Source organism: Vibrio sp. YT-15 (genome assembly GCF_033337445.1).
Classification (GTDB): Bacteria; Pseudomonadota; Gammaproteobacteria; order Enterobacterales; family Vibrionaceae; genus Vibrio; species Vibrio alginolyticus.
In genome coordinates, this window is the sequence record NZ_JAWOQR010000006.1 from 192,982 (window position 1) to 207,766 (window position 14,785).

The 14,785-nt window shown below is 42.9% G+C and carries 13 protein-coding genes; 11 read left to right on the forward strand and 2 right to left on the reverse strand.

The window, feature by feature from the left end; all coding sequences use genetic code 11:
• The first annotated feature begins 84 nt into the window (after positions 1–84).
• From trbL to R7D93_RS13845, 8 genes are all read left to right on the forward strand, one after another.
• Positions 85–1,341 carry a P-type conjugative transfer protein TrbL gene (gene trbL, locus R7D93_RS13810; RefSeq protein ID WP_225496802.1) on the forward strand — a complete coding sequence of 419 codons (1,257 nt, stop codon included), beginning with the start codon at positions 85–87 and terminating at the stop codon, positions 1,339–1,341.
• A 36-nt stretch (positions 1,342–1,377) separates the two neighbouring features.
• Positions 1,378–1,632 (forward strand): hypothetical protein, encoded by a 255-nt coding sequence (locus R7D93_RS13815; RefSeq protein WP_213966837.1) that lies wholly within the window; start codon positions 1,378–1,380, stop codon positions 1,630–1,632.
• Between the two features lie 156 nt (positions 1,633–1,788).
• Positions 1,789–2,460 carry a hypothetical protein gene (locus tag R7D93_RS13820; protein ID WP_213966836.1) on the forward strand — a complete coding sequence of 224 codons (672 nt, stop codon included), beginning with the start codon at positions 1,789–1,791 and terminating at the stop codon, positions 2,458–2,460.
• A gap of 542 nt (positions 2,461–3,002) precedes the next feature.
• On the forward strand, positions 3,003–3,143 hold the full coding sequence (locus R7D93_RS13825; RefSeq protein WP_213966835.1) for a hypothetical protein: 141 nt from the start codon (positions 3,003–3,005) through the stop codon (positions 3,141–3,143).
• 182 nt (positions 3,144–3,325) lie between these two features.
• Entirely contained in the window at positions 3,326–3,997 is a 672-nt protein-coding gene (locus R7D93_RS13830) for a hypothetical protein (RefSeq protein ID WP_213966834.1), read from the forward strand.
• 705 nt (positions 3,998–4,702) lie between these two features.
• Entirely contained in the window at positions 4,703–4,876 is a 174-nt protein-coding gene (locus tag R7D93_RS13835) for a hypothetical protein (protein ID WP_213966833.1), read from the forward strand.
• Between the two features lie 50 nt (positions 4,877–4,926).
• Entirely contained in the window at positions 4,927–6,474 is a 1,548-nt protein-coding gene (locus R7D93_RS13840) for an anti-phage dCTP deaminase (protein ID WP_225496800.1), read from the forward strand.
• A 509-nt stretch (positions 6,475–6,983) separates the two neighbouring features.
• Positions 6,984–7,787: a MetQ/NlpA family ABC transporter substrate-binding protein gene (locus R7D93_RS13845; protein WP_017633488.1), complete on the forward strand. Its 804-nt coding sequence runs from the start codon at positions 6,984–6,986 to the stop codon at positions 7,785–7,787.
• A gap of 95 nt (positions 7,788–7,882) precedes the next feature.
• On the opposite strand, the gene R7D93_RS13850 is transcribed toward R7D93_RS13845, so the two are convergent.
• Complete coding sequence (locus tag R7D93_RS13850) at positions 7,883–8,158, reverse strand: D-fructose-6-phosphate amidotransferase (RefSeq protein ID WP_213970540.1); 276 nt, start codon at positions 8,156–8,158, stop codon at positions 7,883–7,885.
• A gap of 229 nt (positions 8,159–8,387) precedes the next feature.
• Here R7D93_RS13850 and R7D93_RS13855 point away from each other — a divergent pair, with 229 nt between their 5' ends.
• Positions 8,388–9,437, forward strand: a complete 1,050-nt coding sequence (locus R7D93_RS13855; protein WP_213970541.1) for a DUF4382 domain-containing protein — start codon at positions 8,388–8,390, stop codon at positions 9,435–9,437.
• A gap of 43 nt (positions 9,438–9,480) precedes the next feature.
• Here R7D93_RS13855 and R7D93_RS13860 read toward each other — a convergent pair whose 3' ends face one another.
• Positions 9,481–10,200, reverse strand: coding sequence for an SIMPL domain-containing protein (locus tag R7D93_RS13860; protein WP_005379714.1), 720 nt, complete (start codon positions 10,198–10,200; stop codon positions 9,481–9,483).
• 233 nt (positions 10,201–10,433) lie between these two features.
• Here R7D93_RS13860 and R7D93_RS13865 point away from each other — a divergent pair, with 233 nt between their 5' ends.
• Entirely contained in the window at positions 10,434–12,197 is a 1,764-nt protein-coding gene (locus R7D93_RS13865) for a lysophospholipid acyltransferase family protein (RefSeq protein ID WP_213970542.1), read from the forward strand.
• A gap of 595 nt (positions 12,198–12,792) precedes the next feature.
• Complete coding sequence (locus tag R7D93_RS13870) at positions 12,793–14,745, forward strand: PTS mannitol transporter subunit IICBA (protein ID WP_167415667.1); 1,953 nt, start codon at positions 12,793–12,795, stop codon at positions 14,743–14,745.
• The last annotated feature ends 40 nt before the right edge of the window (positions 14,746–14,785 follow it).

Genomic DNA, 14,785 nt, shown 5'->3' on the forward strand with positions numbered 1-14,785 from the left:
TGAGTCATCCGACTCAACACAGTCGGAAAGTTGCTTATGGGACATGGGTACGCCAACAGAACGTAGCCAAAATAAAGGTTTCTAATGATGATATTTCGATTATTCACTCTCTCGTGGCTAACCATAATTTCAACACCCGCTAATGCCACAATCGAAACTAACGGTGTGCTAGATGAAGTTGCAGTTCACTTTCTGACCGTGAGCAGCTCTTGGGCAGGCGTGATAACTAATCATGCAAGCTGGTTGTTTTGGTTGCTTGGGACAATCTCACTTGTATGGACAGGAGGGAATCTATTACTAAAACAGGCAGATATAAGAGAGTTTTTTGCCGAGTTTACCCGCTTCATTATCACCTTCGGTTTCTTCTTATGGCTGCTTAGAAACGGTCCTAAGTTTGCCACTTCTATCATAGATTCACTCAGAATAATTGGCGCTCAAGCAGCAGGATTACCTCGTGAGCTAACTCCATCAGAGCCGATCAGCATCGCTTTCGACATTATTACAAAATCGAGCGAAGCCTATAGCTATACAAGCCCCTTTGATAACTTAGCAATTTTCATTATTACCTTGTTAATTTTGGTTTGTATGACGGTTGTAGCAGCCAATGTCTTACTGTCTTTAGTTTCCGCTTGGGTTCTTACTTATGCTGGAATTTTTGTACTGGGTTTTGGGGGCTCAAAATGGACCTCGGATATTGCCATCAATTACTTTCGTAGTGTGCTCAGCATTGCCTTAAAGCTTATGACTATGACGTTAATGATCGGCGTCGCTATGTCAATTATGGATAGTTTTTATGCTGAGCTGTCAGCAAACACCTCAATGAAAGAGCTACTGGTTATTTTCGTAGTATCCGTAGTTCTAATGCTACTTATTCACTCCGTACCCAATGTAGTCGCGAGCTTAATACCAGGCTCAGGCTCTGCTACTAGCTCAGGAAATGTAAGTGCTAGCGCGATGGCTGGAGCTGCAATGGCTACTGGTGGCATGGCTGCTGGTGCAGCTATGGGAACGTTGGGAGGAGCCTCGGCTCTGCAAGCTGCGTTCAAGGCGGCGTCCAGCTCTGAAATGCTCGATTCAATGACAGGCTCTATTGGTAGCGACTCTTCTACAACATCCGAAGACCCTGGCACAGGTGACACCCCCTTCGCCCATGCATCAGGAATGCAAATGAACTCAAACAGCGTTGTCGCATCCACGGCTAAAGCAGGACGAATTGCCGCAGGGGCAGGAGTAAACCTAGCTAAAGGTATTGGAGATATTGCACGTAACCGTATCAGTCAAACTGCGGGAGGCCGCTTGGCTGAAACAATCAAAACTCAAAGTAACCAAGAAGACATTTAATGATGCCTTCACACAAAATCAGATAGGAGAATCACAATGGATTTGCATTTCCCACCTCAAAACTGGACAGACTTTGGAGCATTTTTCGCAGTCATGTTCCTGGTGATGCTCGCATTTTATTTTGTTGGTCAGTGGGCACACTCAACCAAATACAGTAAGCAGCTTTATCGTTTAGCTGACGTCCTGGAAGGGGTTCAAAACAAAGTGGCAAACAAGGCATATCGAGGAATGATGTCGTTAAATAAGCAAACCAACAAAACCAGAGACTGGCCATTCAACTCACGTAAGTAAAAAACACATAGGCCGGTGCTCTCAACACCGGCCCACATTTTCACATTACACCTTCCATAGAGGTATAACATGACAACTATAGATTATAGTGCAAACACCGACGAGAGACGGTGTTCACTTTCACACTTGTTTTTGCCTTTTTCTGAGGGCGAGCCTATGGCTGGCGAAACACAGAGAAAAAACAATCATAATAAACGCCGCTATAAGAAGCACCCACGATTCCGCAGACAAAAGTCCAGAGCTATTCCAGAGGCGACTCGTATAGCTTCATGCCGATTATCCAATTACCCAAGTCGTAGCTTCATGCTCAAATCTTTAGGGATTAGCCGAAAAGACGTCCGAACTCGAATGTCTCAATTACTAGAAACCTTACTCGACGATTTAGATTGGTCTACTTTGCGTATTGGTGTTGCGAAAAAAGAGCACTTAGATCCCATAACTTACGAAGACTTTATAGACCGCCATAAAAAGCTACATAACGAAACTATACCTCGCTCTACGTGGTACAGGTACATCAAAAAATTAACCGATGCTGGATATTTAAATAGTACCACGGCAAAGATAAGCACGAGTGAGGGCAAGGTCTTCAATAAACCAGCCTATAAATGGTTCACCCAAAAGTTCATGAGTGAACTCGGGTTTAAAACAGACTGGCTAGCTAAACAAAAAGAGCAGGCGTTGAAGTCTCTCAAAGCAAAGGGGCTAAGCAACCAATGGCGTGTGTTTGAAGGCCATAGTGCTCGTATAGCCTGTTCAATGGCTATATCACTACAGGCTGCACAAGATTATCGTTATACAGAAGGCGACCTTTATATTCTCAATAACTGAGGATACCTAAGTCACGGCCAGCCCCCTCATCTTTAAATACGCCGGTTTACTTCGGTCGTATTCTCGCGCCCGAAATATACCAATGTTCAAAATTTCCTCAACTCTGAACGGTTTTCTCGCTAAATAAGTCAAAATTTAAATAACTCACTCATCAACAGCAACTGATCTCCTCTTCAAAATCACTAAATTTGACTCTTATATATCTAAAAATTACCAAAGTAAGACTCCAAAGTAGGACTTCGGAAGTGAGACTTGTACAGACTTCATAACCTAAAGGTTAGATCTACTTCATCCATTTATTCATGCCTCGTACCTCGCCATGAATAAATGTCTTCGCGAACTAACGTTCTAAAAGTTCACGCTGCGCTATGCCCATAGGGGCAAGCCCCTCTGGACTCCCTCACTGGTAACTTGGTCACCAGCTGTCAGCATAGGTTGCTTATTGAGCATTAGTGCATATGGTGGGATGATTGATTGTTTTACGCCAGGAAGGGAATGAATTAAACCATTGAGATAAACGTAACTTGATCAATGGAGGTAACATGAAAAGAAAAGAACCCAATACAGAGCCGCCAAAGCGCCTCACAGACACTGAACTTGAAGATTTGAGGAAAGATATGCAGGAGTCATCCAAATGGGCAAGAGATGAGCTGAAGAGGCGTAAAAAGCATAAGTCACTTTGACCAAATGTTTTATATATAAAATCAAAGCCTCATTACTATTGTAGAGAAGGAATAATTACATCATTGATTTTCCAAGGAGTTGTAGCAAAAGCATCAAGTGGTAATATATCCAATCTATCAATTCTGAAGCACATGTAAGTGCTTACAAAAACAGAAAACATCATCAACTTAAAAGGATTAGAATGACCACGAGCACTCTGCCCGAAACCCCAGCGCAACTTGAAGCTTTTCAGACGGCAACGACAGAATCCTACAAATTATTCAATGAGATAATCCGTGAGGAAATTAGCGCTCAGGGAGTCACCTTCGAAAGTATTATAAATCAATCGATCGTTTTTCCTCTTTATAAACACGAAAAGGAACAAATGGAGGGCTCGGTTCTCTACATCAACCCACTGCTCAACGTCAACGAAATGGGACTATATTTAATTTGGTCGCCAGTTGGAACACCAGTAAATGGTAAGATGATTTTTAAATGCTCATACGCTGGCAAAGGCTGGGCAAAAGACAGGATTGCAATTCATGAAAAAAAGAAGCTAGTAGAGTTAGGCTATCTGATTACTTTCTACCAGTGCGAGAACCGAATTGCAAAGTACATGGAACAGTTGCTTATGGACTTTTACAACTTCGAGTACAACAAGTCTGAGAACAGAGGAAATATAGACCTGTACTTAATCCAAGAAAGTCATGTTATGACATTTGGCAACCAGGCATATAGCGATCTCGCAATAGACCGTCACACCTCAAGTAAAGATGTCAACAGTAGCATCGAAGATTTCTTGAATGACGAGCAGACACAAGCGGCATATCTTGAAGAGTATCTCGAAATGACAAGGAATACTCGGTTAAGTTAGACTCTTCAAAAGCCATCACTATAGGGATAGGGAGTATTCCGACTAATCCAGATCCGCATATACCTTACCTTTTTCTCCCCTACTTTGGTTCATTGCGACTTTCTAAGAAAAGCAGCAATGAACCTAATCGTAAAATGATTGCATTACTAAGTTAAGTACTCCACTGGTTTATTCATGTCTAATACCTCATCATAAATACACTTTTCAGAAAAGTACGACGGTTTACTCTGCACTATTCCGAAAGAGGCAAGTCCTTTGGGCTCCCTCATTGGTTACTTGGTCACCTGCTGTCAGTATAGGTTACTCGTTCAGCATTAATTCTTATGGTGAAATGGTGGCTTTAACACCAGGAAAGAAATGAATTAGGCCTCTGAGATCAGCACCGATTGATCAATATAGGTAACATGAAAAGAAAAACACTCAATACAGAGGAGCCAAGATGCCCCACAGAAGCTGAACTTGAAGATTTGAGGAAAGCCATGCATGAGTCCTCAAAGTTAGTCAGAGAAAGATTAAGGGGGCGTGGAGCTCTGCAAACTTTTAGTTGCAAGTTGCACAATACCTCACATAAGACAAATAAAGTTGTTTCATAAGATACCTTTACTATGATTGAGATGATATCTTCATATAAAACGCAAAAGAAATTTTATTGAAAGCACGGATTGCTTGTGTATAATTTGCGCGATTTTTTCAAGGTGAAATGCAATGAATATTGTTGATATAACTGTGTCTGAAGCTCGTACTTCTAAGAAAGTAAGCAAACATCTCTCGACCTCCTCAAAGGCAACTGTGTCTTCAATTCACCAGAAGAAAAAGATGATCGCATTCGAAAATGCGAAGAAAAACCTCAAGGAAGCAGCAAGTAAGCTTGATTGGTAAAGTTCTTATATCTGATAATATGACCCTATATGCGCAATCTATAGGGACTTATGATGCCAGAACAAACTGTTACGAGTTTATCCCCTTCGGCCGCTACTACTAGCAGCTACAAAAACTCTCTTGAAGCTATACGTTCTAGACACTCACAGGAGCTTGTTATAGGCCTATGTGGTGCTGTTGGTGCAGGAATTAAACGACTCAAAAACGTAGTAATTACTGAGCTCAAGTCCGCTAACTACCACGTAGAACACATTAGGCTAAGTGATCTAATTGCAGCTACACAACCAGATCCAGAGTCCATACTCAGCTTACGTGGATTTAAGCGCTACGATACTCTACAAAATCTCGGAGATAAGCTTCGAAAGGATCATTCAAATACCACAGTTGCTGAAATCGGAATTCGCCGAATCCATCTAATCAGAAACTCAATTTTTGGTGATGGAAGTAATAGCGGTAACGCTGTAAAAGTCACTAAAAAAGTAGCATATGTCATTGATCAGGTAAAACATCATGATGAAGTTGCTCTATTCCAAGAAGTCTATAGAAAAAACTTCTACTTAATCGGCCTTTTAAGAACTAAAGAGCAACGAGAGCAAAACCTCAAGGATGAAGGCATTACAGATAGTGCAGAAGCTATAAAGCTTATAGAGAGGGATAGGAATAGTAATGACAAGTTTGGTCAACATGTGGAGAAAGCTATTCAGATGTCAGACTACTTTATCAGAAACCTCGATGATACTACGGAGCTAAGCTCGTCTATAAAGAGATTCATCAATCTAATTCATGGGGTCGGTAATCATACTCCAACTAGAGATGAAAAGGGGATTTACTCTGCACAATCAGCATCTCTCGCTTCAGCCTGTTTATCTAGGCAAGTGGGTGCAGCAATCATGGATGATAAAGGAAAAATAATTGCGACTGGCTGCAATGATGTCCCTCAGTTTGGGGGAGGCCTCTACGATAACGAAAGCAAGAAAGATCTGCGCTGTTACAATCAACTAGGATGTCAAAACGATAAACACAAGTTACAACTGAAAGAGCAGATAAAACAGATTCTTCTTAATGAGGGAATTTCTGAGCCCGAAAGAGTAGCTGACATTATCTTCAACAATTCAAAAGCAAAATCACTTATTGAATACTCCAGAGCAATACACGCTGAAATGGATGCAATCGTCTCTCTAGCTCGCAGTAGTGGAGCAAGTACTGCAGGTAAAACTCTATACTGCACAACATTTCCTTGTCACAATTGTGCTAGACATATCGTAGCAGCGGGGATTACAAGTGTCGTTTACATCGAGCCGTATGAAAAAAGCTTAGCCCTCGATTTACACAGTGACGCAATCTGCCAAGTAGATAGCCCAAATAAAGATAAACTAGTACTGAAGAACTTTGAGGGCGTCTCACCAAATAGGTACGCAGAATTCTTTATCTACAAAAAAGATCGTAAGAATAGCCAAGGTGAAGTAATAAATTACGAGTTGCCAACCTCAAATCAAGTGGAGCCTCACCAGCTAGACTGCTATGTCGATTATGAAGTTAAAGTGGCTGACTTTGCTAACCAATCAGTTGGAGAGGATTCATATTCACCTGATTCATGATAGTGAGATTCTGGAGCTTTGGGTTTACGAGAACCTTTTCCGGTAAAAGGTTAAACTTTCTTAACTATAGGTACAATAGCGGTACAGTCGCTAGTTTTGACTAATTTATCTAAACTACGCTAAACTGCTGTTTAGTAATTGCTTTATGCTATTTTAAATTGCACTAAACTTACCTCGGTTTTCCTAGACTTCCTGTGTTAGTGGCTAACTCATAATCGATTGGTCCGCAGTTCAAGTCTGCGAGGGGCCACCATATTCCGAAAGGCGTAGCAGGTTAATACCTACTACGCTTTTTTTGTATCTTATATCTTTGGGTGCAGTTGCGGTAACTCGTCACTAACCTCGTAATAGCTTTTCCTCTTCCCCTTTTCTTTAACTATTATCTGGCTTTCTATATGTAGCAATGAAACAAAATGTCCGCTCGTGATTTAAACCATTGACCCTCAGACAACTTCTGATAGGATGGACATATAAACGTATGGACGTCTAAAATAAAAAATGGAGCTACAATGAAAAGTATTGGTCACTTAAAGAAACTAGCTTTGATTCTCACGGCAGTAGTCGGCTTAAGCGCTTGTGGAGAAAAAGATGACTCTGTCATTAAAGTGGGCGCGACAGTTGGACCACATGCACAAGTAGTCGAGGCGGTAGCGAAGGAGGCAGCGAAGCAAGGTTTGAATGTCGAAGTCATTGAGTTTTCTGACTACGTGACACCTAATGCCGCTCTTAGCGATGGTAGCATCGATATTAATAGCTATCAGCACCAGCCATTTTTAGACAACTTCAACAGTAGCCATAACGCCCAATTAGTATCAATTGGTCAGTCCATTCTTATGCGTATGGGGCTTTATTCCAATAAGTATCGCTCACTGCAAGAGCTTCCAAACAATGCACGTATAGCGCTTCCAAATGACCCTACCAACGGTGGTCGTGGTCTGTTGCTACTCGCCGATGCAGGTTTAATTGAGCTGAAACAGGGTGTTGGCCATAAAGCCGCCCTAACTGATATCACAAAAAACGCAAAATCATTTGAATTTGTCGAGGTAGATGCCGCTCAGCTACCAAGAACATTAGATGATGTGGACGCGGCTGCGATTACAATGAACTACGTAATGTCTTCTGGTTTAGATCCGAAGAAACAAAGTATCTATCTTGAAGCAAAAGACGCCCCATTAGCAGTCATGGTCATCGCCACTCGTGACGCAGACAAAAATAATGAAGCGTATAAAAAGTTCGTTTCTATTTATCAATCTCAAGCGATTCGTGATTATCTCGATCGCACTTTCAAAGGCACAATCGAAGCAGCTTTTTAATCAATAAAGCAGCGAATACTTTGCCCCACGAATCAGATAGAAAAGAGGCTAATGTTTTCTCATAGCCTCTTCTTTTCATTACTCACTAAATCGACTCATTGTCGACTTTCAGCCTCTAACTTCATTGCCAAATAAGCTTGGTCAGCAGAAACCAATTCAGGACGGTTAATCAACTTCCAGAGGAAGTATGGTGGGATTAAAAATACGATGAAGTAGAGAGATTCATGGAAGAAAACATCGGCTATCGTTTGCTGATGCTCCAAAAGTGCCGTCAGTGCAAAGAGCTCTAACATCACGCCTAATACGCCAAAGACGACAGAGACAACAATCGCTAAACCCAGTAGTTCTCTAATAAAGTGCTTGTATGCCATGATACTAATTCCTTCTAGCAATAAGTCATACTAACTTACGCTCATAAGAAAGAAGCCAGCTTGACTATCATCAAACTCCCCTCATCACAGTTAAGAACTTAGTTTTATAAAAAAGGACTTGTATATAGCACCATTGAAGATTGACCTCTCTATCACAATACAATGACATCATTTCTCGACTTTGAGACTAGCCTTTTACATTTATCAGCAGTGTAAACAAGAGGTCATAATGAAAAAATATACCTATCCTTTACTTGCTATCTCAGGTGGTCTTTTATTGACGGGCTGCGGTAGCGACGACTCTTCATCCGATACAGAAGCAGCCACTTTTTCTCTCAGCGTTTCCGATGCTCCTGTCGACGATGCCAACAAAGTCGTTTTAGCGTTTCAAGATGTTGTCCTTGTACCATTTGACCCTGAAACTGGCGAGCAAACTGGAGAACACATTCTGTTAGATGCTAGTGACAATGGAGCACTACACCAAGTTGATCTAATGGAATATCAGGGAAGCAACGCTAAAACGATCATTCACGAACAGGACATCGCTCCTGGTGATTATGCTATGTGTGTGTACGCTAAAGACGGCAAACAATTAAACGATACAACACTGTCATACGTAGAGAAGACAGACGGCAACATCAAAGGCTTAGTTGTACCTAGCCGAGGCAGCTGTTTTGGTTTTAAACCAGATACGAGCGATCAAGGTCGCTTAAAGTTTTCTCAAAAAGGTCAGTATGTAAAAGTTCATACTGGTCATAATAGCTATGTTGTCGAGTTTGACTTACGCAAAGGTCTGGCGGATCCAACAGGCAAAGATTACATGAACATGAACTCTAATGCGGTAAGCTTAGTAAACGCATCAGAATCAGGTCATATTAGTGGTGAAGTCAGTGAAATTCAGTATCAAGCGTGTGAAGCAGACAGTGCCGCATCAAATGCAATAAATGACGTTCCTGCCGTTCACTCTGTTTACCTATATGCAGGTTCAATGGATCGCTTAACCATGGGCGATATGGGTGCGGCAGATCCACTCAACGCGCCAGTTGCGGTAGCTAACGTGAATGAATCGCAAGACGAAGAAGGTAATACAACCTACAGCTACGAGTTTGGTTACATCGGCCCGGGTACTTACAGCATTGGCTACACATGTACTGCGTATATTGATACTCCAGACGCTCATGAAACTTCAGAAGACGGTTTCTTGATTTACCAGCATTACACGCCAGTTGATGTTGTCGAGGCAGAGCTGACAACTCAGGACATTAATCCAATTCTTTAAGTCACCACATTAAAAAAGCCGCTCGTACTGAGCGGCTTTTTACTTAGTCAGAAAGGTAATATTGCACCGTCGATACCACTCGTACTTTCTTAATGTAAGGCGTGTTGCTGTCTCGGTCATAAATCGAGAACTGCCCTTGAGTTGCACGTTTGATCTTACCCAGTGAACTTTGTGAGTCTTTCGCAAATTTCTCAGCCACTTCACGCGCATTCTTAGTCGCTTCTTCGATCATGTCTGGCTTCACATCATTCAGCTTAGTAAAGCTGTACTCAACACGATTTGCATAAGGATCTTGGTTAAGCAAAACACCTTGTTTTCCTAGCTCACCTATTTCATTGATTGCCGCTCGAACAACATCAACACTCTGGCTGTAAACCGTAACGGTTCGCGAGGCCAAATAACGATACTCAATGTCTTGCTCGCTCCCATATTGCTGTGCTTTTCTGTCAATGACCGCTGGGGAAGAAAGGGAAACGCTGGTTTCAGGAAGCCCTTTGGCACTTAGAAAGTCCAAAATCAAACGGGTTTGCTGGTCAATTTCATCAAACATGGCCCCCATATCATTACTCGCTAGAGTAAATTGAATCGGCCAAATCACCGTATCAGCAGGATACTCACGCTCCGACAAACCTTTTACTGTCACGACTCTTTCATAGGCTCGGTATTTCACCGCCGTCTGCTGCATAAAATAGCCAAGGATGCCAAGACCAAGTATCAAACTTAGCCCAATCCAAAGTGCTGCTTTATTGGAAACTCGTTCCATTACTTCCCCCTGATAAATATCAACTTAGCTTAATCTTTGTTCTAAATAAGATAGCCTATCTCTTGTTTTAAGAGGGAGACATAACGCGAGTTTTGATTCATAGCACAGTGATATACCGTTTTCTTTAGTCAATAAAGCTTCATTAGTTTGTCACCAAAGGCTCATGCTTTTGCCTCTGAACTGTCATCTGTAATTTCTACTATCCAATCAGCAACTTGTACGCTGAGGTAAATATGGATAGTTCAACCCCTTTTCGTCTCCCTCGTAAAACGCCGTTTGGCATTGGTGAAAACGTTGCTGAATGGGCAACCGGTTTAAACCAACTTGATAAGTTCTACGCCCAACGCCCCGTTAATGCCGATACCAAAACTTTTCTCCGCTTCACGCTGGATATCTTAGGTATCGACTATCGCATTGCTCATGGTTCACTCGATTCAGTTCCTAAACAAGGTGCTACCGTCATTGTGGCGAACCATCCGCTTGGTTGTGTGGAAGGCGTCATCTTGGCCGAACTCTTGTTGATGGTACGAGACGATATCCAAATTCTAGCCAATCAATACCTGAAAACCGTGCCGGAGTTAGATCAGCTCTTCATTGGTGTCGATGTGTTTGAAGGCAAAGACGCCGTCAAATCGAATATGAAGGCCCTCAGAGCGGCTAATAAACACCTAGCAAGTGGCGGCTTATTGCTTGTCTTTCCTGCCGGTGAGGTTTCCCAGTTAGTCGATGCCAAACAGCAACGCTTGGAAGATAAAGCGTGGAGTCGAAGCGTAAGTAGCCTAATCCGCAAAAACAAAGCAACGACAGTTCCAGTATTCATCAGTGGTCAGAACTCGAAACGCTTCTATATGGCAGGGAAAATCCATCCACTTTTGCGCACCCTACTGCTTGGTCGAGAGTTGCTAAACAAACATGCACAAACCATCAACTTGTCTTTTGGCCAAGCGATTAAATTCAAAGAGCTCAACACACTTAACGATGATCAAGTGGTGAACTATTTGCGGCTCAACACTTACTTGCTCAATCGTGAAACCCAATCAGTTAAGCCTTCTTCTTCATCAGAACTGCTCTCTCCAATAGCGGCAGGGTTACCCGTAGGCGAATTGCTTGAAGAGCTGAACAACTTACCAAAAGAGTCCAAGCTGCTAACAAGTGGTGAGTTCGATGTCTACTGCACGGAGTCGCAGAATATCCCTTCCCTACTGCATGAAATTGGTCGCCTACGTGAGCTCAATTTTCGACAGGTTGGCGAAGGGACGGGACTAGCAATAGACATTGACCATTTCGATCATGATTACCTGCATCTGTTTGTGTGGGACAGAGAAAACCAATGCTTGGTGGGCGCGTATCGCTTAGGTCTAGTTGATCAACTGATTGAAAAGCACGGCGTAGCAGGTCTGTATTCACGAACGTTGTTTAACTATGACCAACGCTTTATCGACCAAATGGGTAAATCCATCGAAATGGGGCGCTCAGTGATTGCACAGCAATATCAAAAGAGCATGAGCGCGCTATTGCTGCTGTGGAAAGGCATCGCAACCTTCGTGCATCAAAACCCAGATTACACTCACCTATTTGGTCCGGTAAGTATTAGCAACGACTATAGCGATACTGCACGCCAACTGCTGGCTCAATCAATGACGCTTCACCACTACGATAACAACTGCGCAGAGTACGTCACGCCTTCTAACCCACTTCCTGAGCACCACCGTGACTGGAACACCAGCATGCTCACTGCTCTGGGTGATTTACAGCTATTGTCACGTGTCATTGCCAGAATCGATGAAGGGAAAGGAGTGCCCGTTTTGCTGCGTCAGTACTTAAGCCTCAATGGCAAGCTGGTATGCTTCAACGTCGACCCTGCATTCAATAACGCTCTAGATGGATTGATTATGGTGGATTTGCGCGATGTTCAAGAAAAGACGTTGGCAAGGTATATGGGACGCGAGCAAGCTCATGACTACCTCGTCTATCATACTAATAGCAACGATGATTAAGAACAGTGATTAAGTAGAGAGTTGGGAATCACAAGAAGAACCGTGTGGCGACTCTCTTTATTTACCCTTTCATCAACTAATTAGGCGTGCTCCGTGAAGTGCGCCGAAAAGACTCTTATAGATACAATCTATCGAAAGATCTAGATAGCATTTATCTCACCAATTCCGTCACAAACTTTCACAAAAAACAAAAACAGATCCAGGTCACACTTTAAATCCACCACAACTCAACACAAAACGTGACATTGATCATTACAAGTATTTAATTCGAATTTCAAAAAAAATCAAAAGTGATCAAAGTCACAAAGTATTTTGATTTTAAATTTGTCAGAAGATCGGATTGATCACTAAGATTTTTATTGACAGATTTAAAAGTGGCTTTTTGTTATTAAGTTACAAGTTAATAAGTTGAACTTGGTCACTTAAAAACCGTTTCTCAGCCTAAGAAATGCGGGCGTAGATCACGAAAAACCCGTTGTCAGTTCCAATTGGAAAATGTGTGGTAAATTGATTGGGTACTAAGCAATCAAACAAACGGTTTTGGCGAACCGTTTACTACAACAAGATTCATCAGAACATCGAACGGGGAATTGTTATGATATCACCAGATGCCAAGATCAAGATACAAAATTTTGGTCGTTTTCTGTCAAACATGGTAATGCCAAACATCGGCGCGTTTATCGCGTGGGGCTTTATCACTGCTCTATTTATCCCAACGGGATGGCTACCAAACGAAACATTAGCCTCTATGGTTGGCCCAATGATTACCTACTTGCTGCCACTACTTATCGGTTACACCGGTGGTAAATTAGTTGGTGGCGATCGTGGTGCGGTAGTCGGTGCAATCACAACAATGGGTGTGATTGTAGGCACAGACATCCCAATGTTTATGGGCGCAATGATGGTCGGCCCAATGGGCGGCTGGGCTATCAAGAAATTCGATAACTACATCGATGGTAAAGTAAAAAGTGGCTTCGAGATGTTGGTTAACAACTTCTCTGCGGGCATCATCGGCATGCTATGTGCGATCCTTGCTTTCATCTTTATCGGTCCATTCGTAAAAATTCTTTCTGGTGGCTTGGCGGCAGGCGTTAACTTCCTAGTTTCTGCTCACCTACTACCACTGACTTCAATCTTCGTTGAGCCTGCGAAGATCCTTTTCCTAAACAATGCGATCAACCACGGTATTTTCTCTCCACTGGGTATCCAGCAAGCGTCTGAAACAGGTCAATCGATCTTCTTCCTAATCGAAGCAAACCCAGGTCCTGGTCTTGGTATCCTGCTAGCTTACATGGTGTTTGGTAAAGGTACGGCTCGTCAAACGGCAGGTGGTGCATCAATCATCCACTTCTTCGGCGGTATCCACGAGATTTACTTCCCATACATCCTAATGAACCCTCGCCTAATCCTTGCGGCTATCGCAGGTGGTATGACTGGCGTATTCGTACTAACTATCTTTAACGCAGGTATCGTTTCTCCAGCATCACCAGGTTCAATCTTTGCAATCTTGTTGATGACTCAGAAAGGCTCAATCGTTGGTGTTCTGGCGTCTATAGCAGCGGCAACAGGCGTGTCATTCGCCGTAGCAGCACTGCTAATGAAGACACAAACGTCAACAGAAGAAGACGGTGATGAAGCAGCACTAGAGAAAGCAACATCACAAATGAAAGACATGAAATCTGCATCTAAAAACGATGCGGTGGTAAACAGCCAAAGCAAAGGTGACGTAGACCTAGCGACAGTACAAAGCATCATTGTCGCTTGTGATGCGGGCATGGGCTCGAGTGCAATGGGCGCGAGCATGCTACGCAAAAAGGTTCAAGACGCAGGTCTGAACATCCACGTAACCAACCTTGCCATTAACAGCTTACCAGAGAGTGCAGATATCGTGATTACTCATAAAGACTTAACGGATCGTGCACGTAAGCATGCTCCAAACGCACACCACATTTCATTGACTAACTTCCTAGACAGCGAGATGTACAACCAGCTAGTCACCAAACTACTAGCAGCGCAAAACCAATCCGCAGCCAATGACGACCAAATGGTAAAAGTTTCGCTCGTGGCAGCAAACGACGACAACTTCGAGCCACAGCAAACGTCGGTGTTCCAAATCCAGCGTGAAAACATTCACCTAGGTTTGAAAGCTGCCAACAAAGAAGAAGCGATTCGCTTCGCGGGCAACAAGTTGGTCGAACTTGGCTACGCAGAACCAGAATACGTAGACGCGATGTTTGAGCGTGAAGCATTGGTTCCAACTTACCTAGGCGAATCTATCGCAGTGCCTCACGGCACGGTAGAAGCGAAAGACCGCGTGAAGAAAACCGGCATTGTAATCTGCCAATACCCATCGGGTATCCAATTTACTGAAGACGACGATGATGTAGCGAAACTGGTTATCGGCATTGCCGCTAAGAACGATGAGCACATCCAGGTGATTACCACCATTACGAACGCGCTCGATGAGCCGGAGGCAATTGAGAAGCTAACCAGTACCAACGATGTGGAAGAGATTCTGAACATCCTTGGCTGTCAACAAGCGGCTTAATTACCCCTTTAATTTGCTCCTGAGGCAAATGAGGTCAGCT

Excerpts from the sequence above, each read along its gene's own strand:
- trbL (WP_225496802.1), top strand. The coding sequence starts at position 85 with ATGATGATATTTCGATTATTCACTCTCTCGTGGCTAACCATAATTTCA.
- R7D93_RS13825 (WP_213966835.1), top strand. The coding sequence starts at position 3,003 with ATGAAAAGAAAAGAACCCAATACAGAGCCGCCAAAGCGCCTCACAGAC.
- R7D93_RS13870 (WP_167415667.1), top strand. The coding sequence starts at position 12,793 with ATGATATCACCAGATGCCAAGATCAAGATACAAAATTTTGGTCGTTTT.
- R7D93_RS13855 (WP_213970541.1), top strand. The coding sequence starts at position 8,388 with ATGAAAAAATATACCTATCCTTTACTTGCTATCTCAGGTGGTCTTTTA.
- R7D93_RS13820 (WP_213966836.1), top strand. The coding sequence starts at position 1,789 with ATGGCTGGCGAAACACAGAGAAAAAACAATCATAATAAACGCCGCTAT.
- R7D93_RS13845 (WP_017633488.1), top strand. The coding sequence starts at position 6,984 with ATGAAAAGTATTGGTCACTTAAAGAAACTAGCTTTGATTCTCACGGCA.
- R7D93_RS13815 (WP_213966837.1), top strand. The coding sequence starts at position 1,378 with ATGGATTTGCATTTCCCACCTCAAAACTGGACAGACTTTGGAGCATTT.
- R7D93_RS13850 (WP_213970540.1), bottom strand. The coding sequence starts at position 8,158 with ATGGCATACAAGCACTTTATTAGAGAACTACTGGGTTTAGCGATTGTT.
- R7D93_RS13835 (WP_213966833.1), top strand. The coding sequence starts at position 4,703 with ATGAATATTGTTGATATAACTGTGTCTGAAGCTCGTACTTCTAAGAAA.
- R7D93_RS13860 (WP_005379714.1), bottom strand. The coding sequence starts at position 10,200 with ATGGAACGAGTTTCCAATAAAGCAGCACTTTGGATTGGGCTAAGTTTG.
- R7D93_RS13830 (WP_213966834.1), top strand. The coding sequence starts at position 3,326 with ATGACCACGAGCACTCTGCCCGAAACCCCAGCGCAACTTGAAGCTTTT.
- R7D93_RS13840 (WP_225496800.1), top strand. The coding sequence starts at position 4,927 with ATGATGCCAGAACAAACTGTTACGAGTTTATCCCCTTCGGCCGCTACT.
- R7D93_RS13865 (WP_213970542.1), top strand. The coding sequence starts at position 10,434 with ATGGATAGTTCAACCCCTTTTCGTCTCCCTCGTAAAACGCCGTTTGGC.